This window comes from Streptomyces violaceusniger Tu 4113 (assembly GCF_000147815.2).
GTDB classification, from domain to species: domain Bacteria; phylum Actinomycetota; class Actinomycetes; order Streptomycetales; family Streptomycetaceae; genus Streptomyces; species Streptomyces violaceusniger_A.
Genome location: NC_015957.1, coordinates 6,490,675 through 6,515,835, shown reverse-complemented (window position 1 = coordinate 6,515,835; position 25,161 = coordinate 6,490,675). Strand labels below are relative to the sequence as shown.

The 25,161-nt window shown below is 71.2% G+C and carries 22 protein-coding genes; 12 read left to right on the top strand and 10 right to left on the bottom strand.

All coding sequences use genetic code 11. The features are described from left to right. Positions 1-175 precede the first annotated feature (175 nt). The 3 genes from STRVI_RS26555 to STRVI_RS26545 all read right to left on the bottom strand — a co-directional run bounded on the left by STRVI_RS26555 (position 176) and on the right by STRVI_RS26545 (position 4,878). Entirely contained in the window at positions 176-2,674 is a 2,499-nt protein-coding gene (locus tag STRVI_RS26555; protein ID WP_014058717.1) for a GcvT family protein, read from the bottom strand. Further along, on the bottom strand, positions 2,671-3,756 hold the full coding sequence (locus STRVI_RS26550) for an S-(hydroxymethyl)mycothiol dehydrogenase (RefSeq protein ID WP_014058716.1): 1,086 nt from the start codon (positions 3,754-3,756) through the stop codon (positions 2,671-2,673). The genes STRVI_RS26555 and STRVI_RS26550 overlap by 4 nt, the downstream gene beginning before the upstream one ends. 324 nt (positions 3,757-4,080) lie before the next feature. Further along, a complete protein-coding gene (locus tag STRVI_RS26545) occupies positions 4,081-4,878 on the bottom strand; it encodes an IclR family transcriptional regulator (protein WP_014058715.1) in 798 nt (265 codons plus the stop codon). A gap of 151 nt (positions 4,879-5,029) precedes the next feature. Here STRVI_RS26545 and STRVI_RS26540 point away from each other — a divergent pair, with 151 nt between their 5' ends. Both STRVI_RS26540 and STRVI_RS26535 read left to right on the top strand, forming a co-directional pair. After that, positions 5,030-5,392, top strand: a complete 363-nt coding sequence (locus STRVI_RS26540; protein WP_014058714.1) for a bifunctional 3-phenylpropionate/cinnamic acid dioxygenase ferredoxin subunit — start codon at positions 5,030-5,032, stop codon at positions 5,390-5,392. Continuing rightward, complete coding sequence (locus tag STRVI_RS26535) at positions 5,389-6,591, top strand: NAD(P)/FAD-dependent oxidoreductase (protein ID WP_014058713.1); 1,203 nt, start codon at positions 5,389-5,391, stop codon at positions 6,589-6,591. The genes STRVI_RS26540 and STRVI_RS26535 overlap by 4 nt, the downstream gene beginning before the upstream one ends. Here STRVI_RS26535 and STRVI_RS26530 read toward each other — a convergent pair. Next, positions 6,539-6,958 carry a hypothetical protein gene (locus STRVI_RS26530; RefSeq protein WP_014058712.1) on the bottom strand — a complete coding sequence of 140 codons (420 nt, stop codon included), beginning with the start codon at positions 6,956-6,958 and terminating at the stop codon, positions 6,539-6,541. The genes STRVI_RS26535 and STRVI_RS26530 overlap by 53 nt on opposite strands. A 363-nt stretch (positions 6,959-7,321) precedes the next feature. Here STRVI_RS26530 and STRVI_RS26525 point away from each other — a divergent pair, with 363 nt between their 5' ends. The 4 genes from STRVI_RS26525 to STRVI_RS26510 are packed head-to-tail and all read left to right on the top strand — an operon-like array spanning position 7,322 to position 11,426. After that, a complete protein-coding gene (locus tag STRVI_RS26525) occupies positions 7,322-10,015 on the top strand; it encodes a nitrate- and nitrite sensing domain-containing protein (RefSeq protein WP_014058711.1) in 2,694 nt (897 codons plus the stop codon). Beyond that, positions 10,012-10,440, top strand: coding sequence for a roadblock/LC7 domain-containing protein (locus tag STRVI_RS26520; RefSeq protein ID WP_014058710.1), 429 nt, complete (start codon positions 10,012-10,014; stop codon positions 10,438-10,440). Before STRVI_RS26525 ends, STRVI_RS26520 begins: the two co-directional genes overlap by 4 nt. Positions 10,441-10,456: 16 nt before the next feature. After that, positions 10,457-10,852, top strand: a complete 396-nt coding sequence (locus STRVI_RS26515; RefSeq protein ID WP_014058709.1) for a DUF742 domain-containing protein — start codon at positions 10,457-10,459, stop codon at positions 10,850-10,852. Next, entirely contained in the window at positions 10,833-11,426 is a 594-nt protein-coding gene (locus STRVI_RS26510; protein ID WP_014058708.1) for a GTP-binding protein, read from the top strand. The genes STRVI_RS26515 and STRVI_RS26510 overlap by 20 nt, the downstream gene beginning before the upstream one ends. A 73-nt stretch (positions 11,427-11,499) precedes the next feature. Here the strand turns inward: STRVI_RS26510 and glpK are convergent, their stop codons facing one another. From glpK to STRVI_RS26490, 4 genes are all read right to left on the bottom strand, one after another. Next, positions 11,500-13,032 carry a glycerol kinase GlpK gene (gene glpK, locus STRVI_RS26505; protein WP_014058707.1) on the bottom strand — a complete coding sequence of 511 codons (1,533 nt, stop codon included), beginning with the start codon at positions 13,030-13,032 and terminating at the stop codon, positions 11,500-11,502. A gap of 14 nt (positions 13,033-13,046) precedes the next feature. Next, the gene (locus tag STRVI_RS26500) at positions 13,047-13,811 is read right to left on the bottom strand and encodes an MIP/aquaporin family protein (RefSeq protein ID WP_014058706.1); all 765 of its coding nucleotides are present in this window, start codon (positions 13,809-13,811) and stop codon (positions 13,047-13,049) included. Positions 13,812-14,057: 246 nt separating this feature from the next. Further along, positions 14,058-15,248 (bottom strand): lipid-transfer protein, encoded by a 1,191-nt coding sequence (locus STRVI_RS26495; RefSeq protein ID WP_014058705.1) that lies wholly within the window; start codon positions 15,246-15,248, stop codon positions 14,058-14,060. Continuing rightward, positions 15,245-15,694, bottom strand: a complete 450-nt coding sequence (locus STRVI_RS26490; RefSeq protein ID WP_014058704.1) for a Zn-ribbon domain-containing OB-fold protein — start codon at positions 15,692-15,694, stop codon at positions 15,245-15,247. Before STRVI_RS26490 ends, STRVI_RS26495 begins: the two co-directional genes overlap by 4 nt. A 127-nt stretch (positions 15,695-15,821) precedes the next feature. On the opposite strand from STRVI_RS26490, the gene STRVI_RS26485 reads away from it, so the two are divergent. The 4 genes from STRVI_RS26485 (at position 15,822) to STRVI_RS26470 (ending at position 19,908) form a co-directional block, all read left to right on the top strand. Then, positions 15,822-16,946 carry an ABC transporter ATP-binding protein gene (locus STRVI_RS26485; protein WP_014058703.1) on the top strand — a complete coding sequence of 375 codons (1,125 nt, stop codon included), beginning with the start codon at positions 15,822-15,824 and terminating at the stop codon, positions 16,944-16,946. Positions 16,947-17,037: 91 nt separating this feature from the next. Then, positions 17,038-18,219 carry an ABC transporter substrate-binding protein gene (locus STRVI_RS26480; RefSeq protein ID WP_014058702.1) on the top strand — a complete coding sequence of 394 codons (1,182 nt, stop codon included), beginning with the start codon at positions 17,038-17,040 and terminating at the stop codon, positions 18,217-18,219. Position 18,220: 1 nt separating this feature from the next. Continuing rightward, the gene (locus STRVI_RS26475; RefSeq protein WP_014058701.1) at positions 18,221-19,066 is read left to right on the top strand and encodes an ABC transporter permease; all 846 of its coding nucleotides are present in this window, start codon (positions 18,221-18,223) and stop codon (positions 19,064-19,066) included. Positions 19,067-19,095: 29 nt separating this feature from the next. Further along, a complete protein-coding gene (locus STRVI_RS26470; protein ID WP_014058700.1) occupies positions 19,096-19,908 on the top strand; it encodes an ABC transporter permease in 813 nt (270 codons plus the stop codon). A 3-nt stretch (positions 19,909-19,911) separates the two neighbouring features. Here the strand turns inward: STRVI_RS26470 and STRVI_RS26465 are convergent, their stop codons facing one another. Then, positions 19,912-20,712: a M15 family metallopeptidase gene (locus tag STRVI_RS26465; protein ID WP_043239829.1), complete on the bottom strand. Its 801-nt coding sequence runs from the start codon at positions 20,710-20,712 to the stop codon at positions 19,912-19,914. Between the two features lie 120 nt (positions 20,713-20,832). Between STRVI_RS26465 and STRVI_RS26460 the strand changes: the two genes are divergently transcribed. Further along, positions 20,833-21,078: a hypothetical protein gene (locus STRVI_RS26460; RefSeq protein WP_014058698.1), complete on the top strand. Its 246-nt coding sequence runs from the start codon at positions 20,833-20,835 to the stop codon at positions 21,076-21,078. Continuing rightward, positions 21,065-22,657 (top strand): serine hydrolase domain-containing protein, encoded by a 1,593-nt coding sequence (locus STRVI_RS26455; protein ID WP_014058697.1) that lies wholly within the window; start codon positions 21,065-21,067, stop codon positions 22,655-22,657. The genes STRVI_RS26460 and STRVI_RS26455 overlap by 14 nt, the downstream gene beginning before the upstream one ends. A gap of 39 nt (positions 22,658-22,696) precedes the next feature. Here the strand turns inward: STRVI_RS26455 and STRVI_RS26450 are convergent, their stop codons facing one another. Continuing rightward, positions 22,697-25,135: a glycoside hydrolase family 31 protein gene (locus tag STRVI_RS26450; RefSeq protein WP_014058696.1), complete on the bottom strand. Its 2,439-nt coding sequence runs from the start codon at positions 25,133-25,135 to the stop codon at positions 22,697-22,699. Positions 25,136-25,161: the final 26 nt, after the last annotated feature.

The window sequence follows — 25,161 nt, the reverse complement described above, 5'->3', positions numbered from 1 at the left end:
GCGCGGCGAACAGCCGTCGGGGGGCGAAGAGTTCGAGGGGGTGGGCGGCGGCACGGCCCATGCCGCCGGGGCCCGGGACGATCACAGCGTGAGTGGGGGCCATCAGGGGTCCTCCAAGCGGTCGATTCCCGCGCTCGCGGACGCTCGCGGCACGCGCTCTCGGCACGCGCTCGCGTCAGCGGCGGATACGCTCCATGCGCGGGTCGAAGAGGGGCTCGGCGGCGACGGTCGCGGGGACCTTCTCGCCGAAGTACTCGATGTGGACCGCGGTGCCCGGCACGGCGGCCGCGGCGGGCAGCCAGGCGTAGGCCACGGTCCGCCCGATGGTGTAGCCGTAGGACGCGCTGGTCACATAGCCGGCCGGGACGCCATCGGCGTACACCGGCTCCTTGCCCATGACGACCGCGGCCGGGTCGTCCAGAGTGAGACAGGTCAGCTTGCGCGCCGCCGTCCGCTCGCCGCGGCCCTTAAGCGCCGCACGCCCGATGAAGTCGCCCTTGTCCATCCGGACGGCGAAGCCGACTCCGGCCTCGTAGGGATCGTGCTCGGTGGTCATGTCATGGCCCCAGGCGCGATAGCCCTTCTCCAGCCGCAGGCTGTTGAAGGCCGAGCGCCCGGCGGCGATCACCCCGTGGCGCCGGCCCGCCTCCCACAGGGTGTCCCACAGCCGCAGCCCCATGTCGGCGGTGGTGTACAGCTCCCAGCCGAGCTCGCCGACGTAGGACAGCCGCATCGCGGTCACCGGGACATGGCCGATATACGTCTGCCGGGCCTTGAAGTAGCCGAACGCCTCATGCGAGAAGTCGTCGCGGGTCAGCGGCTGGACCAGATCCCGGGCCAGCGGGCCCCAGACGCCGATGCAGCAGGTGCCCGGCGTGATGTCGGCGATATGGACTCCCCCAGTCTTCGACCGGGAGGTGCCCCCTTCCGGCGCGTGGCGCAGCAGCCAGTCCAGGTCCAGTCCGCCGTTGGCGCCGACCTGGAAGTGGCGCTCCGACAGCCGGGCGACGGTGAGGTCGCTGCGGATGCCTCCGGCCTCGTCCAGCAGCAGGGTATAGGTGACCGCACCGGGCTTCTTCGCCAGTTGATTGGTCGTCATGCGCTGCAGGAAGTCCAGCGCACCGGGCCCGGTGACCGTCAGCCGCTTGAGCGGGGTCATGTCGTACAGCGCGACCCGCTCCCGGGTGACCCTGGCCTCGGCGGCGGCGATGGGCGACCAGTAGCGGGCCGACCAGGCGTCGCGCGGGGGCAGGTCGATCGACTCGGCGAGCGGGGCGTTCGCCTCGTACCAGTGCGGCCGCTCCCAGCCCGCGGCCTCCAGGAAGTACCCGCCCAGCTCCCGCTGCCGGACGTGGAAGGGGCTGACCCGCAGCGGACGGGGCTGCTCCATCGGCTGCAGCGGATGGATGACGTCATAGACCTCGACGAAGTTCCGGGCCCCGCGCTCGGCGACATAGGCGGGGGAGGCTTGCGCGTCCTCGAAGCGGTACAGATCGCATTCATGGACGTCCATGCCCGGCCGCCCGTCCGTCATCCACTCGGCCACGGCCCGGGCGACGCCCGCGGAGTGGGTCACCCACACCGCCTCGGCCAGCCAGAAGCCGCGCAGCTCGCGGGACTCGCCGATGACCGGCATACCGTCGGGGGTGAAGGAGAAGACGCCGTTGAAGCCCTCCTCGACCCGGCTCGCCGCGAGCGCGGGGAGCAGTCCGACGCTGTCCTGCCAGCTCGGGGCGAAGTCCTCGGCGGTGAACGGCAGCGAGGACGGCATCACCGGGGCCTCGTCGTACGCGGGCAGCCGCGCCGGGTCGACGGGGAGCGGGCGGTGGGCGTAGCTGCCGATGCCGATGCGGTCGGTGTGCTCGCGGAAGTAGAGGTCGCGGTCCTGGAAGCGCAGGATCGGCCGGCTCGCCTCCGTACGCGGGTCGTTGACCCCCGCGAGCTCGGGCAGCGGCCCGGTCCTGGCGTACTGGTGGGCCAGTGGCTGCAGAGGGACGGGGACCCCCGCCATCGCGCCGATCAGCGGGCCCCAGAACCCGGCGGCGGAGACCACGATGTCGGCGGGGAAGGTGCCCCGGTCGGTGACGACGGCGGTGACCCGGCCGTCCGCCCGCTCGATGCCGGTGACGGTGTGCCGGTCCAGGAAGCGGGCGCCGTGCGCGGTGGCCCGCTCCATCTGGGCGCGGGCGGCGAGCAGCGCCCGGGCCAGCCCGTCGTCCGGGGTGTGAAAACCGCCCAGGATCCGGTCCGGGTCCAGCAGCGGCCACAGTTCGGCGCATCGGGCCGGGCCGAGCAGTTCGCCCCGTACGCCCCAGGAGGCCGCCAGCCCGGCCTTGCGGTGCAGCTCGGCCCAGCGCTCCTCGCTGGTGGCGATCTCCAGACCGCCCACCGGGTTGAAGCAGGACAGCCCGTCGACCTCGAGGGAGGAGAACTTCTCGACGGTGTAGACGGCGAAGTCGGTCAGGGTCTTGGAGGGGCTGGTCCGGAAGACCAGGCCGGGGGCGTGCGAGGTCGAGCCGCCGGGGGCGAGCAGCGGGCCCTGCTCCACGACGGTGACATCCCGCCAGCCGCGGGCGGTCAGCTCATCGGCGAGGGAACAGCCGACGATCCCGGCACCGACGATGACGACGCGCTTGTCCGGGCCGTATGCCTGGGCGTGAATGTCGGTAGTCACAGGACCACCACCGACCGCAGCACCTCGCCGCGCTGCATCTTGGCGAACGCGGTCTCGACCTCGTCCAGCGTGATCGTCTCGCTGACGAACGCGTCCAGATCCAGCTTGCGGCTGAGGTGGAGGTCGACCAGGACCGGGAAGTCGCGGCTTGGCAGGCAGTCGCCGTACCAGGACGACTTGAGCGCACCGCCCCTCGAGAACAGATCGATCAGCGGCAGATCGATGCGCATCTCCGGATCCGGCACCCCGACCTGCACCAGCACCCCGGCCAGGTCGCGCATGTAGAAGCCCTGGGAGTAGGTCTCGGGTCGGCCCACCGCGTCGATGACCACATTGGCGCCGAAGCCCCCGGTCAGCTCGCGCACCGCCTCGACCGGGTCCGTACCACGCGAGTTGACGGTGTCGGTGGCGCCGAAGCGGGTGGCCGCGTCCAGCTTGGCGTCGTCGATGTCCACGGCGATCACCCGGCGCGCGCCGGACAGCGAGGCCCCGGCGATCGCGGCGTTGCCGACGCCGCCGCAGCCGATGACCGCGACCGTATCGCCGTTGGACACCCCGCCGGTGTGCACGGCCGCGCCGTAGCCGGCCATCACCCCACAGCCGATCAGGCCCGCCGCCTCGGGGCGGGCCGAGGGGTCGATCTTCACCGCCTGCCCCGCCGCGACCAGCGTCTTCTCGGCGAACGCGCCGATGCCCAGCGCCGGGTTGAGCGGGGTGCCGTCGGTCAGGGTCATCGGCTGGGCGGCATTGCGGCTGTCGAAGCAGTACCACGGGCGGCCCCGGCGGCAGGAGCGGCAGCCGCCGCACGGCGCCCGCCAGGCCAGGACCACATAGTCACCGGGTGCGAGTCCGGTGACGCCGGGGCCCACGGCCTCGACCATTCCGGCCGCCTCGTGCCCGAGCAGATACGGAAATTCGTCACCGATCGCGCCGTCCCGGTAGTGCAGGTCGGTGTGGCACACGCCGCACGCCTGGACTCCCACCAGCACCTCACCGGGGCCGGGTTCGGGCACGAGAACGGGCAGCACCTCCACGGGGGCGCCCTTTTTGACCGCGACGACGGCGCGGGCTTCTTGTGGCATGGCTCACTCCTCTGTTCTCCTGCGATCGCAGGGACCGGTGCACGGGAGCTGGCATGACTGCCTCGATGGAGGGTGAGGCCGAGGCCGTTTCAACGGTCGTCGGTTACCACCCAGTTGCGTATAGCGCGGCATGTTGCGCGATGAGAGACATCCTGAAAGTCGCCGCCCCGTGCGGTCAAGGGGTTCGCGAAAACCGCCTGTAAACCGGCGCTGACTGGGGGTTTCGCGTCGGTCACACGCTCCTCGGCGCCCCTGGCCACAGACGCGACGAGGGGGCCGGAGTCGTCCGGCCCCCTCGTCGGGTGGGTGGGGTGATGTGGCGGCTCAGCCGGGGAAGCCCATCCGCCGGGACAGCTCCTCGGCGGTCTTCACGGCGTACTCGGCCAGATCGGGCAGCCGGCTCTGCGCCATCCGGTATGCCGGGCCCGAGACGCCGATCGCCCCGATGAGCGCGCCGTCGTGGCCGCGCACCGGAGCCGCCACCGCGTTCAGCCCGATCTCCAACTCCTCGCATGAATAGGCGTAGCCGCGCTCGGCCGCCGTCTCGAGCTGCTGCCGCAGCTCGGCGGAGGTGGTGATGGTGTGCTCGGTGAACCGCGGCAGCTTTCGCGTCACCAGCCGCTCCCGGCGTTCGCCCGACAGATGTGCGAGCAGCACCTTGCCGCTCGCGGTCGCGTGCAGCGCGGTGCGCCGCCCCAGCCAGTTGAAGGCGGTCACCGCCGCGGCGCCGCGCGCCTGCATGATGTTGACCGCCGCGTCCCCGTCCAGGACGGCGATATTGGCCGTCTCACCGGTCTCGTCGGCCAGTGCCCGGCACACCGGGGCGCCCTCCTGCGAGATGTCCAGGCGGATGGCGGCGGCGCCGGCGAGTCTGAGCACCCCGGCGCCCAGGTAGTACTTCCCCCGGTCGCGTTCCTGCCCGACGAGTCCGCGGTTCTCCAGAACGCCGAGCAGCCGGAAGGCGGTCGACTTGTGGACCCCCAGCTCGTCGGCGATCTCGGTCACTCCGGCCTCGCCGAGCCTGGCAAGGATCTCCAGGACGCTCACCGCCCTGTCCACCGACTGCACTGCCCCGGAGGCCCCCCGCTTTTCCTCGGCCCGATCCTCGGTCGTGTTCGTCATGGTTCTGATCTCACCATCCGGTGGCTCTGCGTGGGGCCCCTCGGTCCGGGGAACTCTTGACGGCTGCCTTCCCGATCTGGATTCTGTTGCGCATCGCGCTTTTCAGTGCACTATCCACAACGCATGATACCGATCAACGTGAGGGGGGCCAATGATTCCCGTCTGCCGTATCGAGGACTTGCCGGAGGGTGAGTCGCTGCGTGTCGAGGCCGGCGACGCCACCGCGACGATCGCGGTGTTCCACACCGACGGAGCGTTCTACGCCATCGATGACACCTGCAGCCACCAGGACGCCTCCCTCTCCGAAGGGTGGCTGGAAGGCTGCTACGTCGAATGCCCGCTGCACGCCGCGCTGTTCGATCTGCGGTCCGGCGAGCCGACCTGTCTGCCCGCCCGCAAGCCCGTACGGACCCACGCTGTCACGGTCGTGGACGGAATGCTGTATGTCCACCCCGCGGTGCGCACCGTTACCGGCGAGCCCGTGCACGCGGCACCGGAAGAAGCCGTGGCATGACGACGCTCACCACGGTCACGGTGGTCGGGGCCTCGCTCGCGGGACTGCACGCGGCGCGGGGCCTGCGCTCCCTGGGATACGACGGGCGGCTGGTCGTCGTCGGGGAGGAGCGCCACCGCCCCTACGACCGCCCGCCGCTGTCCAAGGAGTTCCTGACCGGGGACGGCGACCCGGACGAGGGACCGGGCCGCCTCGCCCTGACCGATCCCGAGGAGGAGGCCGAACTCGACGCCGAATGGCTGCTCGGCGCCCGGGCCGAGGCACTGGACACCGCCGCCGGGGAGATCCGCCTCACCGGCGGCCGCACCCTGCGCACCGACGGCGTCGTCATCGCCACCGGGGCCACGCCCAGAACGCTGCCCCTTCCGCGGCTGGACGGGGTGCACACCCTGCGCACCCTCGACGACGCGACCCGGCTCCGCGCCGCGCTGCGCGCGGGTGCCGCACGGGTGGTGGTGATCGGCGCGGGCTTCATCGGCGCCGAAGTGGCCTCCTCCTGTGCCGCCCTCGGGCTCGATGTCACCGTCGTGGAGGCCGCGCCGCTGCCGCTGGTGCCCCAACTGGGCGAGGAGATGGCCCGGGTGTGCGCCGGGCTGCACGCGCGGGGCGGGGCCACCCTGCTGTGCGGCACCGGCGTCGAGGGCTTGCGCGGCAGCGGCCGGGTCACCGGTGTGGAGCTCACCGACGGGCGGGTGCTGCCCGCCGATGTGGTGGTCGTCGGCGTCGGGGTGCGTCCCGTCACCGGGTGGCTGGAAGGCTCCGGTCTGGCCCTGGACGACGGGGTGCGGTGCGATACGGGCTGTGTCACCGCGCTGCCCAATGTCGTGGCCGTCGGCGACGTGGCCCGGCTGGCCCAGCCGGGCACCGCGCGCACCGTCCGGGCCGAGCACTGGACCAGCGGAATGCTGCAGGGCGCCGTCGCCGCCCGCAATCTGCTCGCCGGGTCCACCGTCGAACCCTTCGAGGCGCTGCCCTACTTCTGGTCCGACCAGTACGGCGCCCGTATCCAGTACGCCGGGCGGCGCGCACCCGGTGACACCGTCCGGATCGCCGAGGGGGACCCGGCCGACGGCGGCGGCTTCCTCGCCGTCTACGAACGTGGCGGGATCTCCACCGCCGCCCTCGGCGTCGACCGGCCCCGGCCCTTTATGCGGCTGCGCCGCGAGCTGGCCCGCGCTCCGCAGCCGGCCGGGAGGTGACCGGCTCCGCCTCACCGGCCCGGCGGCGCTGCCGGCGCATCTCCCGGGCCGTGCTGCTGGGCCGGGACACCACTCCGTACCGCTGGCGCCAGACCTGCCGGGTCACCCATACGTCCAGCACGCCCCAGGTCGCCACCACCGTGCTCGCCACCGTGGCGAGCACGGTGGGGAAGGCGGACCATGAGCCCGCCAGGGTGCACAGGAGCGCGACCATCGTCTGAACCAGCGTCACGGCGATGATGATGACCGCCCGCACCGCCGCGGCGCGGACCGGATCGGGCAGCCGCCGCCTGCGCGCCGGCTCCTCGGTCCACAACGGCCGGGCCCCGAGTGCCGGGATGTCGCGATCCTTGTCCATCGCGTCCATGACGCTCCCACCCCTTTCCAAGGCTGCCCCGGTGCGGCCGAGTCAGATAGCGGGACTTGGGTTGTATGCCCCCCTAGTGTGCTCCTTTGGATCACGAATGGCACCGACCGGAGGTTCCCCGGGGGAGGGGAAAACCAGCCAACCGCGGCCGAATGGCCGCATGCGGTGCCCGGGAGAAGAGCCCCGAGCGCGGGGGGTAAGTCGGGGAATCGCCCGACAACTCCTGATCACGCAGTGTAAGGAGTTCCCTGCATCAAGTGGACATGCCTTCGATATGTCCAACTGGCAGTAGTAGGCTCGCGCCGCTCGTTGTCGGAACTCGGAACACCGCCCCCGGAATTCGGGGTTGACGTTAGGGAGGCCATGCGCTTTCGCGGTAAGTCCATCCGCAGGAAGATCGTGGCGCTGTTGCTGGTGCCGCTCGTGTCGCTGACGGCGATATGGGCCTTCGCCACGGTGATCACCGGTCGCGAGGCGATCCAACTGCTGGACGCGGCCGACATCATCGACAAGGCGGGCCGGCCGGCCGAGGACGCGGTGCACGCCGTCCAGAAGGAACGCCGGCAGACGCTCATCCTGCTGGCCGATCCGCGGCAGTCGGATGCCCTGCCCGTGCTCCACTCCCTGCAGCGCAAAACCGACCAGGCCGTCGACAAGCTACGGGCCGCCGAGTCGGACGGCACTGTGAACGGCAAGATGAACGACGACTCCGAGGAACAGCTCGACAACATCCTCAAGGCCGCCGACGGGCTGGACAGCCTGCGCCGCAAGGTCGAGGACGACGGCATTTCCTCGACCCAGGCATATGAGTATTACAACAAGCTCGTCGACCTCTGCTATACCTTCCGCAGCTCCCTCCACGCGGTGCCCGACACCGACCTCGACAAACAGGGCCGCGCGCTGGTCGCCATGATCCGCGCCCGGGAGGCGCTCTCCCGCGAGGACGCGCTGTATGTCTCGGCGCTGACGGCGCGCAAGATGACGATGGCGGACCTCCAGGCGATGTCCGACCTCATCGCCGAGCGCACCCTGCTCTACGAGATCAACCTGCCGATCCTCCCCGACTCCGAGCAGAAGGTCTTCGCCGACTACCGGCGCACCAACGCCGCTCCCGCCGCCCTCCGCGTGGCCGAGGGCAAGGTCCTCTCCTCGATGGACCCCGCCACGGCCATCAGGGCGCTGGACCAGGAGCACTGGGAGGCCGCGGCCCACCCGGTCCTCAGCGACTACGACCGGCTGGGCGACGAGGCCACCGACCGGCTCAAGAAGCGCATCGACCCGGTGGCCAGCAGCGTGTTGCTCAAGGCGGGGATCGCCGGCGTCCTCGGCCTGATCGCGCTCATCGTCTCCATCTTCGTCTCGTTCCGGATCGGCCGCAGCCTGGTCCGCGATCTGTCCCGGCTGCGCAGGGACGCCCAGGAGGTCTCCAGCGTCCGGCTGCCGAGCGTGATGCGCCGCCTCGGCGCGGGCGAGCAGATCGACGTGGAGACCGAGGCGCCCCGGCTGGACTACGGCCCCGATGAGATGGGCCAGGTGGGCCTGGCCCTCAACACCCTCCAGCGGGCCGCCGTCGAGGCCGCGGTCAAGCAGGCCGAGCTCCGCCAGGGCGTCTCCGAGGTCTTCGTCAATCTCGCCCGCCGCAGCCAGGTGCTGCTGCACCGTCAGCTCACCCTCCTCGACACCATGGAGCGGCGCACCGAGGACACCGACGAGCTCGCCGACCTTTTCCGCCTGGACCATATGACCACCCGTATGCGGCGGCACGCCGAGGGCCTGGTCATCCTCTCCGGGGCCGCCCCCTCCCGGCAGTGGCGCAAGCCGATCCAGTTGATGGACGTCGTGCGCGCCGCCGTCGCCGAGGTGGAGGACTACGAGCGGATCGAGATCCGCCGGCTGCCCCGGATCGCGGCCGTCGGCCCGGCCGTCGGCGACCTCACCCACCTGATCGCCGAACTCCTGGAGAACGCGACCGTCTTCTCGCCGCCGCACACCGCCGTCCAGGTGCACGGCGAACGGGTCGCCAAGGGCTTCACCCTGGAGATCCACGACCGGGGCCTCGGCATGACGCCGGACGCGCTGCTGGAGGCCAACCTCCGGCTCGCCGAGACCCCCGAGTTCCAGCTCTCCGACACCGACCGGCTCGGACTGTTCGTGGTCAGCCGGCTCGCCCAGCGGCAGGGGGCGCGGGTCTCGCTGCAGCCCTCCCCGTACGGCGGCACCACGGCCATCGTGCTCATCCCCGCCAACCTGCTCACCGACGAGGGCGGGCGGGGGGAGACCGACGACCGCGACAGCGACGACCGGGACACCGGTGGTCGCTTCGCCGAGACAGCGCGGCGGGGCGTGGGCGACGTCCGGCTCGGGCCCGTGGATGAGGCCGCGCGGGCCTCGCAGCTCGCGTCCCTGGTCTCATCCCTCGCACATGAGGGTCAGGAGGGCGCCGACGAGGACGAGGAAGTGGGCGGGATCTTCCGGGCCCGCGGCCTGAAGGCGCGTCAGTCCGCACGCACCGGGCCCGCCCCGTCCACCGTGGAGCAGCATCAGCAGACTCCGGACGGCCCGGACCCGGCACCGGGCGGCGGCCCCGCGCCGCTGCCCCGCCGTGTCCCGCCGGTACTGGTCGCCGACCACGGCCGACCGGTCGAGGGCACGTCCGGCGGACGGCAGACCCGTTCGCAGGGCCCGGGACAGCCGTCCTGGGCCGACCGCTCCGAACGCCAGGGCCAGGACCAGGCCCAGGGCCAGAGCCCGCGGCGTACGGGGCCGGAGCGCAAAGGCCCGGAGCAGAGCCCGGTGCCCACCCAGCGGGCGGCCTCCGGCCTCCCCAAGCGGGTACGGCAGGCCAGCCTGGCCCCGCAGTTGAAGAACGACCCCGCACCCCCGGACGAGGCGGACCGGACCGCTGCCGAGATCGATCCCGAGCGCGAAGCCGAGCAGGCGAGGGCCACCATGGCCTCGCTCCAACGGGGTTGGCAGCGCGGTCGGCGGCAGTCGGCCACCGGATCCGGCGGTGCGGACGTAAGCCCTGGAACGACACATGAGGGGGACGGTCGATGACCGCATCGAACGCCGCAGCATCCAACGGCTCGCCGAACGGATCGGGCGAACTCAACTGGCTGCTCGATGAACTGGTCGGCAGAGTGGGCAGCATCCGCAAGGCGCTGGTGCTCTCCGGGGACGGGCTCGCCACCGGCGGCTCACGCGATCTGTCCCGGGAGGACGGTGAGCATCTGGCCGCCGTGGCCTCCGGCTTCCACAGCCTGGCCAAGGGCGTCGGCCGCCACTTCGACGTCGGCCGGGTCCGTCAGACCATCGTCGAACTCGACGACGCCTTCCTGTTCGTCACCGCGGCGGGCGACGGTAGCTGTCTTGCCGTCCTCGCCGACGCCGACTCCGATGTGGGCCAGGTAGCATACGAGATGACGCTGCTGGTCAAGCGGGTCGGCGTGCATCTGGGCTCGGCTCCGCGCTCCAGCGGGTGATGGAGGCCGGGGGAAGATGAGCGGAGACCCGGAAGGCGTCGCCCGGTGGTTCGACGACGCGGCGGGACCGGTGGTCAGACCTTATGCGATGACGCGGGGACGAACCCGCAGCGCCGCGGAGGAGAAGCTGGATCTGATCGCGGTCGTCGTCGCCGACAGCGCGAACCACCGGACCGTCGCCGACCAGATGTTGTCCCCGGAGCACATCGACATCGTCGAGCTGAGCCGGGACAGTCCGCAGTCCGTCGCCGAACTGGCGGCGGAGCTCGACCTTCCGATCGGCGTGATCCGTGTGCTCATCGGCGATCTGCTCCACGCCGCACTCGTCCGAGTGTCGCGGCCCGTACCTCCGGCGGAACTGCCGGACGAGAGGATTCTGCGCGAGGTGATCAATGGGCTACGGGCACTCTGACCTGGTCCGCCCGCATATCGTCGAACCGGTCACGCTGAAGATACTGGTGGCGGGCGGCTTCGGGGTGGGCAAGACGACCCTGGTGGGGGCGGTCAGCGAGATCAGGCCGCTGCGCACCGAGGAACTGCTCACCGAGGCGGGCCGCCCGGTCGACGACATCGCGGGGGTGGAGTCCAAGACGACCACCACCGTCGCCATGGACTTCGGGCGCATCACGCTCCGCGAGGACCTGGTGCTGTATCTCTTCGGCACACCGGGACAGGACCGCTTCTGGTTCCTGTGGGACGAGCTGGCCAACGGCGCGCTGGGCGCGGTGGTGCTGGCCGACACCCGCCGTCTCGAGGACTGCTTCGCCGCCATCGACTACTTCGAGCGGCGGGACATCGCCTTCACCGTGGCGGTCAACTGCTTCCAGGACGCCGACCGCTATCCGGAGGACTCGGTGCGCGACGCGCTGGACCTCGACCCGGGCATCCCGGTCGTCCTGTGCGACGCCCGGGAGCGCGAGTCGGTCAAGCATGTGCTGATCTCGGTCGTCGAGCACGCGATGCTGGCCACCGCACCCCGGGCCTGACCGCGCGGCACGGCCCGTACCCCGCCGTCCGGGGTACGGGCCGCCGTTCGCGAGCGATGGCACCGTACGCGGCTCAGGAGCCCTCGGCCCGCTGCTCTTCCTTGTGCCACCCGAAGCTGCGCTCCACCGCCATGCGCCAGTTGCCGTACTCGCGCGTCCTCTCCTCCTCGGACATCCCCGGGGTCCACTCGGTGTCCCGCTTCCAGTGGGCCCGCAGCTCGTCGAGGTCCTGCCAGGCGCCGGTGGCCAGCCCCGCCGCGTACGCCGCGCCCAGGCAGGTGGTCTCGGCGACCACCGGGCGGATCACCGGGACGCCCAGCACATCGGCCTGATGCTGCATCAGCAGACTGTTGGCCGTCATTCCGCCGTCGACCTTGAGCGAGCTGATCCGCACCCCGGAGTCCTGGTACATCGCGTCGACCACCTCGCGCGTCTGCCAGCTGGTCGCCTCCAGGACGGCACGGGCCAGATGCCCCTTGGTGACATAGCGGGTGAGGCCGGTGATCACGCCACGGGCGTCCGAGCGCCAGTACGGGGCGAACAGACCCGAGAAGGCCGGGACGATGTAGGCCCCGCCGTTGTCGTCCACGCTCGCGGCGAGCGGCTCGATCTCGTCGGCGGAGCGGATGATGCCGAGCTGATCGCGGAACCACTGCACCAGCGCGCCGGTGATCGCGATCGATCCCTCCAGGCAGTAGACGGGCCGCTCACCGCCGAGTTGGTAGCCCATCGTGGTCAGCAGCCCGCTCTTGGACGGCACCGGGCGGTCACCGGTGTTCAACAGCAGGAAGCTGCCGGTGCCATACGTGTTCTTGGCCTCGCCGACGCCGTAGCAGGTCTGGCCGAAGACGGCGGCCTGCTGATCGCCGAGCGCGGAGGCCACCGGCACACCGGCCAGTTGCCCGACCGCCGCGCCGTACACCTCGGCGGAGGAGCGGATCTCCGGGAGCATCGCCTCGGGCAGGCCCATGGCGGCCAGGATCGAGGTGTCCCACTGGAGGGTCCGCAGATCCATCAGCAGTGTGCGTCCGGCGTTGGTCACATCGGTGACGTGCACTCCGCCGTCGGTGCCGCCGGTGAGGTTCCAGATCAGCCAGGAGTCGATGGTGCCGAAGGCGATCTCGCCCAGCTCGGCACGGTGGCGCAGCCCGGGGACGTGTTCCAGCAGCCAGGCGGCCTTGGGCCCGGAGAAGTAGCTGGCGAGCGGCAGTCCGGTGGTGTCCCGGAAACGGTCCTGTCCCACCTCGCCGCCGAGTTCGTCGCACAGGCCGGAGGTGCGGGTGTCCTGCCAGACGATCGCGTTGTGCACCGGCTTGCCGGTGCGGCGGTCCCACAGGACCGTCGTCTCGCGCTGGTTGGTGATGCCCAGCGCGGTGAGCTGGTCGGCCCGCAGCCCCGCCTTGGCCCGCGCACCGGCCACCACGGCCTGCACCTTGGCCCAGATCTCGGTGGCGTCGTGCTCGACCCAGCCGGGTTTGGGAAAGATCTGACGGTGCTCGCGCTGGTCGACGGCGACGATGGCGCCGTCGTGGTCGAAGATGATGCAGCGGCTGGAGGTGGTGCCCTGGTCGATCGCGGCGACGTAGGTGTCCGTCGGCTGCGGCATGGCGTCTCCTTCGGTCAGAAGGCTGCGTTGAAGACGAGACCCGCCAGCACGGCCCCGATCAGCGGGCCCACCACCGGCACCCAGGCATAACCCCAGTCCGAGGTCCCCTTGTTGGGGATGGGCAGCAGGGCGTGGGCGAGGCGTGGCCCGAGGTCGCGCGCCGGGTTGATGGCGTAGCCGGTGGGCCCGCCCAGGGAGAGGCCGATGCCGACCACCAGGAACGCGACGAGCAGGACGGAGATGCCCGAGCCGAGGACCACGGTGCCGCCGCCGTCGGCGACCGGGCCGATCCCGATGCCGTCGACCTTGCCGAACGCGAGCAGCGGCAGCACCAGCGCGGCCGTCGCGATGATCTCGGTGACGAGGTTGGCCACCGGATTCCGGATCTCCGGAACGGTGGCGAAGACCCCGAGCGTGGGCAGGGCGTTCTTCTCGTCCGCGTTGGCGGCGAACTGCGCGTAGTACAGCGCCCAGGCCAGCACCGCGCCGATCACGGCGCCGATGAGCTGCCCGAGGATGTAGAGCGGCACCTTGTCCCAGTCGCCGGTGTCCACGGCGACGCCCACGGTCACCGCCGGATTCAGATGAGCTCCGGACAGCGGGGCGGCGGTGTACGCACCGGCCATGACGCCGAAGCCCCAGCCAAAGGCGATGACGATCCACCCCGAGTCCTTGGCCTTGGAGTGGTTCAGCGTGACGGCGGCGCACACGCCCGCCCCGAAGAGAATCAGTATCGCGGTGCCGATGACCTCACCGGTGAAGATGTCCCCATTGCTCATGTCGGCTCCTAGGACCTCGCCCGGGGCGGGTGGCCCCGGTCCTCCGTGCTGGGTCGTTTCGAGCGTGCGGGTGCATCGGAATCGCCCATGGGGGGTGAACGTCAAGAGAGCCTGCGCGCGGCGACGCCGACTGACACCGCAGCAGTGTTCACCGGTGGTCAGGGGGCGTCAAGGTGATGGACGGCAACGGTGTTCGTGACAACCGTAAGGACGTCGGCCTGGCACCGCCGCACGCTCGGGCACCTCTCAGCGGACCGCGACGACCGACGAGCCGTGCCCGAACAGCCCCTGGTTCACGGTGATTCCGGCGCTCGCCGCCGCCACCTGCCGCTCGCCCGCCTGGCCCCGCAACTGCTGGGTCAGCTCGCATACTTGCGCGATGGCCTGCGCCGGAACCGCCTCCCCGAAGGACGCCAGCCCCCCGCTCGGATTGACCGGGATCCGCCCGCCCAGTGCCGTCGCCCCCTCGCGCAGCAGCTTCGCGCCCTCCCCGGGACCGCACAGCCCGAGGTCCTCGTACCACTCCAGCTCCAGGGCGGTGGACAGGTCGTACACCTCGGCCAGCGACAGATCCTCCGGCCCCAGCCCCGCCTCCTCGTACGCCGCCCGGGCGATGGAGGGCCGGAACAAATCGGAGGCGGGGGAGCCCGGCGGGGCCGAGTCGGTGGCGATGTCCGGCAGATCCAGCGCGGTGCGCGGATGGCTGGGCGAGATCGACGAGACCGCACGGATCCGCACCGGGCGGCTCATCCCGAGCCGTCGCGCCGTCTCCATGCTGCCGAGCACCAGCGCCGCCGCCCCGTCGGAGGTCGCGCAGATGTCCAGCAGCCGCAGCGGATCGGCGACCACCGGGGACGCGGCGACCTCCTCGGCGGTGACGGGGGAGCGGTAGCGGGCGTACGGATTGGCGGCGCCGGCGGCCGCGTTCTTCACCTTCACCCGCGCGAAGTCCTCCGCCGTATCGCCGTACATCGCCATCCGGCGGCGGGCCCAGAGCGCGAAATAGGCGGGGTTGGTGGCGCCCAGCACCCGGAAGCGCAGCCAGTCCGGATCGTCCGGCCGCTCACCGCCCGCCGGGGCGAAGAAGCCCTTCGGCGCCGCGTCGGAGCCCACCACCAAAACCGTGTCCGCCATGCCGGACAGGATCTGGGCGCGGGCGGTGTCGATGGCCCGCGCGCCGGACGCACAGGCCGCGTACACGCTGGTGACCCGGGCGCCCTGCCAGCCCAGCGCCCGGGCGAAGGTCGCGCCCGCGACCTGCCCGGGATAGCCGCAGCGCACGGTGTTGGCACCCACCACGGACTGGATCGCGGACCACTCGAGCCCGGCGTCCGCGAGCGCGGCCCGCGCCGCCTTCGTGCCGTACTCCACGAAGCTGCGGCCCCACTTCCCCCACGGGTGCATCCCGGCGCCGAGCACCGCCACCTCACCGGTCATGACGCCTCCCCGGAGACGGGCCGCCAGTGCCAGGTGGTCAGGGTGCGCCCGCCCTCCTCGCCCAGCACCCCGGGCACCACCTCGACCTCCATCCCGACGGCCAGATCGGCCACGGTCACCCCGGGGGCGCCCTGCCCCAGCACCACCATCCGCTCGGCGGCCAGTTCCACGGCGATCAGTGTGTACGGCCGCCATTCGCCCTCGGGGCCGGACGGGTAGGGGGCGGGCGGCCGGTAGCGGCCGTCGGTGTAGGACCACACCCGGCCGCGCCGGGACAGCGGCACCTCCGCCAGCTCGGTGCCCGCGCAGCCCGGGGCGCGGCAGAAGACGTCCTCCCGCGGGAAATACACCGCCCCGCAGCCCCGGCAACACGTTCCCAGCAGCCGGAACTCCCCGCCCTCGGAGCTGAACCACCCGTCGACCACGGGCACACGCGTGGGGGACACGGCCCCTCCCGATACCTGGTAACTGACGATGTGTCAGAAGTGTGGCAGGGGGACCGCAGCGCGCGTAACCCCGGTACAGTGACCGCGATCACGGTCCTGATCAGCCGAAGGGCGAGGGGAACGGTCGGTGGCGGAGACGCAGACGCAGACGCAGGCCCGGGCCACGACGCGGACCGGCACGGCCGTCCGGCTCGAGGCCGTCACCAAGGACTTCGGGACGGTGCGCGCGGTGGACGCCGTCGACCTGACCGTCCATGAGGGCGAGTTCTTCACCCTGCTCGGCCCCTCCGGCTCGGGGAAGACCACTCTGCTGCGCCTGGTCGCGGGGTTCGAACAGCCCACCGGCGGCCGTATCGAACTCGCCGGAGACGACGTCACCGCGACCCCGCCCAACCGCCGCGATGTGCACACCGTCTTCCAGGACTACGCGCTCTTCCCGCAGATGAGCGTCGAGCAGAACGTGGCCTACGCCCTGACCGTGCGCGGCGTCCGCAAGGCCGAGCGGCTCGCCCGCGCCCGCGAGGCGCTGACCACCGTACGGCTGGACGGCTTCGCCTCCCGCCGCTCCGCCGAGCTCTCCGGCGGCCAGCGCCAGCGCGTGGCCCTCGCCCGCGCCCTCGTCGACCGGCCCGCCGTGCTGCTGCTCGACGAACCGCTCGGCGCGCTCGACCTGGCGCTCCGGCAGGAGATGCAGACCGAGCTGAAGGAGCTGCAGCGCACCACCGGCATCACCTTCCTCCTGGTCACCCATGACCAGGACGAGGCGCTGACCATGAGCGACCGCATCGCCGTGGTCCGCGACGGCCGCATCGAACAGACCGGTCCGCCGGTCGAGGTGTACGAACGCCCCGCCACCGCCTTCGTCGCGGGCTTCGTCGGCACCACCAATCTGCTGCGCGGCGAGGCCGCGGTCCGCGTGGTGGGCCGCCCCGGTACCTACTCCATCCGGCCCGAGCGGATCCTGCTCACCGACCCCGCCGAACCCTCCGCCCGGCAGTCCGCCGCAGCGTCCCCCCAGCCGTCCGCCGAAGCCTGCGCCGCAGCGTCCGCCGACGGCCGGCGGACCGTCACGGGGCGCATCACCGATATCGTGCACGCCGGGGCGCACACCCGCTTCACCATCGTGCTTCCGCACGGCGACCGGCTCACCGTGCTCCGCCAGAACCTCACCGGACTCCCCGATTCCGCCCGCCCGGACGGCGAGATCGGGCTCTCCTGGGACGAACGGGACGCCTTCCCCGTACCGAGTTGACCTTGTCATTGCCGACGGCCCCCTGGCGGGGGCATACCGCCCGCCCGATACTGGCCGAGCCTCAAGTGCCAAGCGGGACGAGGAGGACCAGATGCGGAAACGGAAGATGTCTGCGTGGAGGTCCGCGGCCGCCATCTGCGCGCTGCTGCTGACCGCCGCCGGATGCGGTTCCGGAAACGACGACGACAAGGGCGGCCACGCACCCGACAAGCTCGGTAAGGGCGAAGGCAAGGTCAACATCATCGCCTGGGCCGGCTACGCCGAGGACGGCTCCAGCGACCCCAAGGTCGACTGGGTCCACCCGTTCGAGAAGAAGACCGGCTGCCAGGTGAACACCAAGACGGCCGGCACCTCCGACGAGATGGTCTCGCTGATGAAGACCGGGCAGTACGACACGGTCTCCGCCTCCGGCGACGCCACTCTCCGCCTCATCGCCTCCGGCGACGCGGCCCCCGTCAACACCAAGCTGGTCCCGAACTACAAGGACATCTTCCCGGCCCTCAAACAGCAGCCGTTCAACTCCAAGGACGGCCGGATGTACGGCATTCCGCACGGCCGGGGCGCCAACCTCCTCATGTACCGCACCGACAAGGTCACCTCCGCGCCCGACTCCTGGCGCGCCGTCTTCGACGACGCCGCGCGGTACGACGGCCATGTCACCGCCTACGACTCGCCCATCTACATCGCCGACGCCGCGCTCTATCTGATGCGCGCCAAGCCCTCGCTCGGCATCAAGAACCCCTACGCGCTCGATCAGAAGCAACTCGACGCCGCCGTCGCCCTGCTGAAGAAGCAGCACCAGGCGGTGGGGGAGTACTGGAGCGACTACCAGAAGGAGATCACCGCCTTCAAGGGCGGCGACAGCGTCATCGGCACCACCTGGCAGGTCATCGCCAACCTCACCAAGGCCGAGAAGGCCCCGGTCAAGGCGGTGCTCCCGAAGGAGGGCGCCACCGGCTGGTCCGACACCTGGATGGTCTCCGCCAAGGCCGAGCACCCCAACTGCGCCTACAAGTGGCTCGACTGGATCGTCTCGCCCAAGGTCAACGCCCAGGTCGCCGAGTACTTCGGCGAGGCTCCGTCCAACCGTAAGGCGTGCGCCGAGACCGCCGCCCCCGACCACTGCGCGATCTTCCACGCGGAGGACGAGAAGTACTTCCAGCGCGTCCACTTCTGGACCACGCCCATCAAACAGTGCCTTGACGGCCGTAAGGACGCCGACTGCACCGACTACGCCCAGTGGACCAGGGCCTGGACGGAGGTCAAGGGCTGAGATGCCCGCCGCGCCCACCCCAGGCTCGCGGCTGCGGCTGACCGCGCTCCTCGCCCCGCCCCTGCTCTGGCTGACCCTGGCCTATCTGGGCTCGCTCGCCATCCTGCTGCTGTCGGCCTTCTGGGCCACCGACTCCTTCACCTCCGATGTCGTCCACACCTGGAACACCGACAACTTCCATGAGCTGCTGACCACCCCCGTCTACCGCACCATCGCCCTGCGCACCCTGTCCATCGCGGCCGCCGTCACCGTCGTCGACGCGCTCCTCGCCCTGCCCATGGCCTTCTTCATGGCGCGGGTGGCGGGCCGACGCTGGCGGCGGCCGCTGCTGGTCGCCGTCCTCACCCCGCTGTGGGCCGGCTATCTGGTCAAGGCGTACGCCTGGCGAGTCATGCTCGGCGAGAACGGCGTGGTGGGCGCCGCCCTTGCCCCGTTCGGGCTGCACGGGCCCGGCTACGGCACCACCGCCGTCGTCATCGTGCTCGCCTACCTCTGGCTGCCCTACATGATCCTGCCGGTGTACGCGGCCCTCGAACGGCTCCCCGAGCGGATGCTGGAAGCCTCCGCCGACCTCGGCGCCGGCGCCTGGCGCACCCTGCGCTCCGTCGTCCTGCCCGCCGTACGCCCCGCCGTGCTCGCCGGATCGGTCTTCACCTTCTCGCTCAGCCTGGGCGATTACCTCACCGTGCAGATCGTCGGCGGCAAGACCCAGTTGCTGGGCAACGTCATCGCCTCGCAGGTCACGCTGGACCTGCCGATGGCCGCCGCGCTCTCCGCCGTACCCGTGGTCCTCATCGTCTGCTATCTGGCCGCCGTACGCCGCGCGGGTGCCCTCGACTCGCTTTAGTCGCTCCAGTCGCTCCAGGAGGTGGACCCATGCGCATCTCGCGCACCGCCCGCGTGGCCCTCGGCTGTCTCACCGCGGCCGGCCTCGCGATCGTCTACGTCCCGCTGCTGCTGGTACTGCTCAACTCCGTCAACACCGACCGCTCCTTCGGCTGGCCGCCCAGCGGCCTCACCGGCCGCTGGTGGCGGGCCGCCCTGCACAGCGAGGGCGCCCGCCAGGCCCTGCTCACCTCGCTCAAGGCCGGTTTCGCCGCCACCGCGATCGCCCTGGTGCTCGGCACCCTGGCCGCGTACGCCGTCCACCGCCACCGCTTCTTCGGACGGCGGACCGTGTCCTTCCTGCTCGTCCTGCCGATCGCACTGCCCGGCATCGTCAGCGGCATCGCCCTCAACGCCGCCTTCCGCACCGTCCTCGACCCGATCGGCATCGGCTTCGGCCTGTTCACGGTGGTTGTCGGGCACGCCACCTTCTGCGTCGTCATCGTCTTCAACAACATCGGCGCCCGGCTGCGCCGTATCGCGCCCTCCCTGGCCGAGGCGTCCGCGGACCTCGGGGCGCGCCCCTGGCAGACCTTCCGGTACGTCACCTTCCCCGCCATGCGCTCGGCGCTCTTCGCGGGCGGGCTGCTGGCCTTCGCGCTCTCCTTCGACGAGATCGTCGTCACGACGTTCACCGCCGGGCCCGGTACCCGCACCCTGCCCATCTGGATCTACGAGAACCTGGCCCGCCCCCACCAGGCCCCCGTCGTCAACGTCGTCGCCGCGCTCCTCATCCTGGCGTCCGTGGTACCCGTGTACATCGCCCAGCGGCTGTCCTCGGACACCGCGGGGGGACGGCTGTGAGGCTCAGCCGGTCAGCGAGCGCCGCGAGACCGGAAAGTCGAAGTAGGTGTCCGGGAACAGCTCCGGCTTGTATGTGTAGTGCCACCACTCCTCGGCCAGATTGACGAAACCGAGCTTCTCCAACGTCCCCTTGAGCAGCAGCCGGTTGGCCCGCTGCGCGCCCTTGATCCGCGGATCGAGCGTGTGCGAGAGCGTGTCGAAACAGTCGTATCCGGTCCCCATGTCCACCGAGTTGTCCGGGAAGCGGTCCTTCTTGGCCGCGTAGCACGGCATCAGCTTCTCGCCCGGCACATAGGGCCGGGTGGGCAGCGCGGGCAGCCGCACGATCGTCAGATCCATGGTGCTGCCCCGGCTGTGCCCCGACTTCTCCGCGATATAGCCGTCCTCGAACAGCCGGGTCTTGTCGACCTCCGGATAGAACTCGCCCTTCATCCGCTGATCGCTCAGGTCCTTGGCCCACTCGACGAAGTCGTTCACCGCACGCTGCGGCCGATAGCAGTCGTACACCTTCAACGTATAGCCACGCCGCAGGAGTTGCCGCTGCGCCCGGTGCAGTCCCTCGGCGGCCGGGCGGGTCAGGAGGCACATCGGCCGGCGGTAGCCATCCACCGGATCGCCGGTGAAGTTGTGCGGCGTGAAGTAGCGGATCTCCTGCAGGATCGTCGGATCGACGTCACCGAGGGCCACAAACTCCTTAGGAGCCTTTGGCTCCGGCTTCCCCTGCGCCGGAGCGGACGGAGCGACGGCCAGCAGAGCGGCAACGGGCAGAGCGAGCGCACGCAGCGCGACGGCGAGTCTTGGCATGCCCATCACTTATCCCGCCCTCCAGAGCCGGAAACAAGCCACCGCCCGCAACTCCCCGCCCTGTCACAGGCATGAGCAACTCGGGTTGACTAACCTCATTAGTCAACTACAGTTGCTTGCATGCCCGCCGCCAAGAATCCCCTGCCTCAAGAGCCCGCTGACAGCCTGGCGGCTGTTGTGGCGTTGCGGCGTCTTGCCGATCAACTGGAGGACGCCGCCGTCGAGCAGGCCATGCGAGCGGGCTGGAGCTGGCCGCAGGTCTCCGAGGCACTCGGTGTCACCCGCCAAGCCGTTCACAAGAAGCACGCCAAGCGGCTGATCGCCGCCGGAGTCAGGCTGAGGAGGCGCGGCGATGAGCGCGTTTGACAAGTACCTGCACGCGGTCATCGTGCGGGCGACGCACGAAGTCCACGAGGACGGGTCGGCGACGATCGACGCGCACCATCTCCTGTTGTCGCTCGCCGCAGATCAGGGGTCCACCGCACAGCGGGTCCTGGCCTCGGCCGGGTTCGATCACGCTGCTGTCCGCGAGGCACTGGACCGAGAGTTCGAGCACAGCCTGAGCATGATTGGTGTGTCTCCGGGCGCCTATGACCTCCCCAGGCCGAGTCACGTTCCCCGGCAGCCCAAGTTGGGGGCGTCCGCCAGACTCGCACTGGAGCGGAGCTTCGCCTCCGCCCGCAAGAAGGATCTGGGGTCAGCGCATCTGCTGCTCGGGATCCTGCAGGCTCACATCGGTACCGTGCCGCGCGCTCTCGCCTTGGCCGGTATCGACCAGGCCGAACTGGCGGACCGCGTACGGCAGACGCTCAGCGCCCGACCGGACGCCGAATCAGCCAAGGCCGCCGGCGCCCTATCCGAGTCCGCGCCGGACTCAAGAGCCGAGGGCTACGAGGCGATTCAGCGATTACTTCAGCAAGCCGTGACTCAAGGCGGCCTTCCCGGCATTCTTGCTGAGGTCCACGACGGCGACCGGCAGTGGTTCGCGACCGCGGGAGTGGCCGACACCCGAACCGGCCGCGAGCGCTCACAGCAGGACCGGTTCCGTATCGGCAGCATCAGCAAGACGTTCGTGGCCACCGTCGTGCTGCAGTTGGCGGCCGAAGGCAGGCTGAGCCTGGATGACACCGCCGAACAGTGGCTGCCCAGCGTGGTCCACGGTCACCACCACGACGGCTCCGGCGTGAACATCCGGATGCTGCTCAACCACACCAGCGGGATCTTCAACTACACCGATGATCAGGAAGCGCTGAACCGTTCCGAGACACACACCCCCGAGTCACTGGTGCGGATCGCCGTAGCCCATCCGCCCACCTTCACACCGAGTTCGGGCTGGGCGTACTCCAACACCAACTACGTCCTCGCAGGCATGATCGTCGAACGGGCCACCGGCCGCGCGCTTGCCGAGGAGATCACAGAACGGATCTCCCGCCCACTCGGCCTGACGGGCACCTACCTGCCGCACGGCAGCGACCCGACGATCCACGGGCCACACTCCCGGCACTACACAAAGCTGTTCCAGACCGACCCCGGCGCGCCGGTCCACGACGCGACCGAGCTCGATCCATCCATGTTCTGGGCAGCCGGCGGCATGATCTCCACCGCCGGGGACCTCAACCGGTTCTTCGGCGCCCTGCTGGGGGGCCGGATACTGCCACCGGACCAGCAACACGACATGTTCACCACCGTGCCCACCCGCGACTGGATCTCCGACGCCGCCTACGGCCTCGGCGTTTCCTCAGTGCGACTGCCCTGCGGGGAAACGGTCTGGGGCATGGGGGGTGCGCTCTTCGGATCGTGGTCCTACAGCTATGGCGCTCGCGGTGGCGCACAGATGGTCACTGCCAACGTCAACGGCGACTGGGCCAATGGCGGTTGGGACGACCCCATCGGTATCTTCACCGATCTGCTCCAGGCGAAGTTCTGCGGCCGGAGCGGTACCTGAACACCGGCCGCAGCAAGGCGACCCGCGACGCGGGCCCCCTCAACTCGTGCGACGCGGCGGCTTGCTCTCCTCCAGCGGTGCCTCGCCCCGTATCCGCACCGGATATCCCACCTCGCCACCGCCCTCCCGCTCTACCGTCAGCGCACCGTCCCGCAGCCGGGTGGCGAACCGCAGCAGTTCCGGCTTCTCCCAGCCGTCGCCCGTCTCCACGGCCAGCGTGCCCGCCCCCGAGCCCTTACGGCCCTGGCACGGTGTCCATACCTCCAGCTCCACCCCGCCGTCCGGCCCCGTCACCGGAACCACCGAACCGGCCCGGGCCAGTACCGGGATGCCCGACAGCGGGGCGTCCAGCACCACCTTGCCCGGGCCGTCGTACGCCCGGCCGGTCACCGTGTCGTACCAGCGGCCGCGCGGCAGTCGCACCGGCCGCCGGCGGGTGCCCTCCTCCAGGACCGGCGCCACCAGCAGCGCGTCGCCCAGCAGAAAGGCGTCCTCGCAGTCGCGCAGCGCGCGGTCCTTGGGCGTCCGCCACCATACGGGGCGGACATACGGGGCGCCGGTGCGGGCAGCCAGCTGCGCCAGTGTCGTGAAGTAGGGCATGAGCCGCTGCCGTTCGCGCAGCGCCGCCGCCGCGTGCTCCAGCACCTCCGAGCCGAACTCCCACGGCTCCCGCCGCCCCGCCGAGATCGCCGAATGAGTGCGGAACAGCGGCAGATACGCGCCCAGTTGGAACCAGCGCAGATACAGCTCCGGGGACGGAAAGCCGGTGAAGCCGCCGATGTCGGGCCCCGAATACGGCACCCCGGACAGGCCGAGCCCGATCACCAGCGACAGCGAGGCCCGCAGCCCCGCCCAGCCCGTGGCCACATCGCCGGACCAGCTCCCCCCGTACCGCTGCAGCCCCGCCCACCCCGAGCGCGAGAAGAGAAACGGCCGTTCGTCGGGGCGCAGTTCGCACAGCCCCTCGTAGCCGGCCCGCGCCATCGCCAGCGCGTAGACGTTGTGCGCCTCGCGGTGGTCGCCGCCCCGGCCCTCCAGGGCGTGCCGGGCCGAGCGCGGCAGGGTGGTCTCCCCGAAGGCGGCGAACGACACCGGCTCGTTCATGTCGTGCCACACCCCGGAGAAGCCCTGCGCCAGCCGCTCCGCGTACAGCCCGCCCCACCACTTGCGCACCCGCGGATCGGTGAAGTCGGGGAACACCGATTCGCCCGGCCACACCACTCCGCGCACCTCATGGCCCCGGGTGTCGCGCACGAAGACGTTCTCCGCCGCCCCGCTCGCGTACACCGCGTCGCCCGGCTCCGCCTTCACCGCGGGGTCGACGATCGACACCAGCCGCACCCCGTCCTCGAGCAGCTCGGCGGCGAGCCCCGGCAGATCGGGAAAGTGCGCCCCGTCCACCGTGAACACCCGGTGGTCGGCGTAGTGGTCGATGTCCAGATGCAGCGCGGACAGCGGCAGATCCCGCTCCCGGTAGCCCGCCACCACCCGCCGGACCTCCGCCGCGTCGCCGAACCCCCAGCGCGCGTGGTGATGGCCGAGGGCCCACTGCGGCGGGACGGCCGGGGCGCCCGTCAGCGCCGCCCAGCCGTGCAGCACCCGCGCCGGGGTGCCCACGATCACCCAGTAGCGCAGCGGGCCGCCGTCCATCCGCGTCCGGCAACTGCCGGGCCGGTCGTGGCCCGAGCCGGCGCCCTCCTCGCCCTCCCGCAGGGTGACCGAGCCGTCCCAGGAGTTGTCGTGGAACACCAGATGGGTGCCCGCGTCGGCCACCACCAGTTGCACCGGCATGGTCAGATACAGCGGATCGTCCCCCGGCTCGAAGCTGCCGCCCGGATCGGTGTTCCACAGCCGGTACACCCCGTCCCGCAGCCGCGGCCCCGACGCCCGTCCGCCGAGCCCGAAGAACCGTGCGTCCGCCGCCACTTCGGACCGCTGCATCCAGCGCGCGCCCTCCCCGCCCACCCCCGCTCCCGGCTCCGCGGGCCCGGGCGCCCCGGCCGGTTCCCACCAGCGCGGCGGCAGATCCCGCCGCAGCACCACCCCGCCCGGGGTGCGCACCTCCACCCTGCCGGTCCGCGACACCATCACCGTGACCCGCTCGGAGACCACCCGCCAGCCGCCGCCGGTGTCCGGCTCCAGCTCCGCCCGCTCGTCCGCCTCCGGACAGGGCCCGTCCAGCGCGTACGACGGCTCCGGCTCGGCCCCGTCCCAGCCGCAGAACACCGCGCCACCCGTGGTCACCCGCACCCGCAGCGAGGACCTGGCGAACCGCACCACCCCGCCCCCCGGCTCCGGATCGGCCCCCTCCACCTCACCCGGCACCCGGGCCAGCTCGGTGCCCCGGCGGGGCAGCCCCACCGCGTCGGAACGCCGACGCCGCCAGGCCGAGCGCAGTGACCGCAGCCCCTGCGCCGTGCAGATCACCTTCACCGACCGCACCAGCTTTTCCGACCGCACCAGGTCACGCGCATCCATACTGATCAGCCTGCCATTGCCGACGC

Bases quoted from the DNA above. Each gene is read 5' to 3' on its own strand.
- STRVI_RS26550 (WP_014058716.1), bottom strand. From the start codon at position 3,756: ATGCCACAAGAAGCCCGCGCCGTCGTCGCGGTCAAAAAGGGCGCCCCC.
- STRVI_RS26545 (WP_014058715.1), bottom strand. From the start codon at position 4,878: ATGACGAACACGACCGAGGATCGGGCCGAGGAAAAGCGGGGGGCCTCC.
- STRVI_RS26540 (WP_014058714.1), top strand. From the start codon at position 5,030: ATGATTCCCGTCTGCCGTATCGAGGACTTGCCGGAGGGTGAGTCGCTG.
- STRVI_RS26535 (WP_014058713.1), top strand. From the start codon at position 5,389: ATGACGACGCTCACCACGGTCACGGTGGTCGGGGCCTCGCTCGCGGGA.
- STRVI_RS26530 (WP_014058712.1), bottom strand. From the start codon at position 6,958: ATGGACGCGATGGACAAGGATCGCGACATCCCGGCACTCGGGGCCCGG.
- STRVI_RS26525 (WP_014058711.1), top strand. From the start codon at position 7,322: ATGCGCTTTCGCGGTAAGTCCATCCGCAGGAAGATCGTGGCGCTGTTG.
- STRVI_RS26520 (WP_014058710.1), top strand. From the start codon at position 10,012: ATGACCGCATCGAACGCCGCAGCATCCAACGGCTCGCCGAACGGATCG.
- STRVI_RS26515 (WP_014058709.1), top strand. From the start codon at position 10,457: ATGAGCGGAGACCCGGAAGGCGTCGCCCGGTGGTTCGACGACGCGGCG.
- STRVI_RS26510 (WP_014058708.1), top strand. From the start codon at position 10,833: ATGGGCTACGGGCACTCTGACCTGGTCCGCCCGCATATCGTCGAACCG.
- glpK (WP_014058707.1), bottom strand. From the start codon at position 13,032: ATGCCGCAGCCGACGGACACCTACGTCGCCGCGATCGACCAGGGCACC.
- STRVI_RS26500 (WP_014058706.1), bottom strand. From the start codon at position 13,811: ATGAGCAATGGGGACATCTTCACCGGTGAGGTCATCGGCACCGCGATA.
- STRVI_RS26495 (WP_014058705.1), bottom strand. From the start codon at position 15,248: ATGACCGGTGAGGTGGCGGTGCTCGGCGCCGGGATGCACCCGTGGGGG.
- STRVI_RS26480 (WP_014058702.1), top strand. From the start codon at position 17,038: ATGCGGAAACGGAAGATGTCTGCGTGGAGGTCCGCGGCCGCCATCTGC.
- STRVI_RS26475 (WP_014058701.1), top strand. From the start codon at position 18,221: ATGCCCGCCGCGCCCACCCCAGGCTCGCGGCTGCGGCTGACCGCGCTC.
- STRVI_RS26470 (WP_014058700.1), top strand. From the start codon at position 19,096: ATGCGCATCTCGCGCACCGCCCGCGTGGCCCTCGGCTGTCTCACCGCG.
- STRVI_RS26465 (WP_043239829.1), bottom strand. From the start codon at position 20,712: ATGCCAAGACTCGCCGTCGCGCTGCGTGCGCTCGCTCTGCCCGTTGCC.
- STRVI_RS26460 (WP_014058698.1), top strand. From the start codon at position 20,833: ATGCCCGCCGCCAAGAATCCCCTGCCTCAAGAGCCCGCTGACAGCCTG.
- STRVI_RS26455 (WP_014058697.1), top strand. From the start codon at position 21,065: ATGAGCGCGTTTGACAAGTACCTGCACGCGGTCATCGTGCGGGCGACG.
- STRVI_RS26450 (WP_014058696.1), bottom strand. From the start codon at position 25,135: ATGGATGCGCGTGACCTGGTGCGGTCGGAAAAGCTGGTGCGGTCGGTG.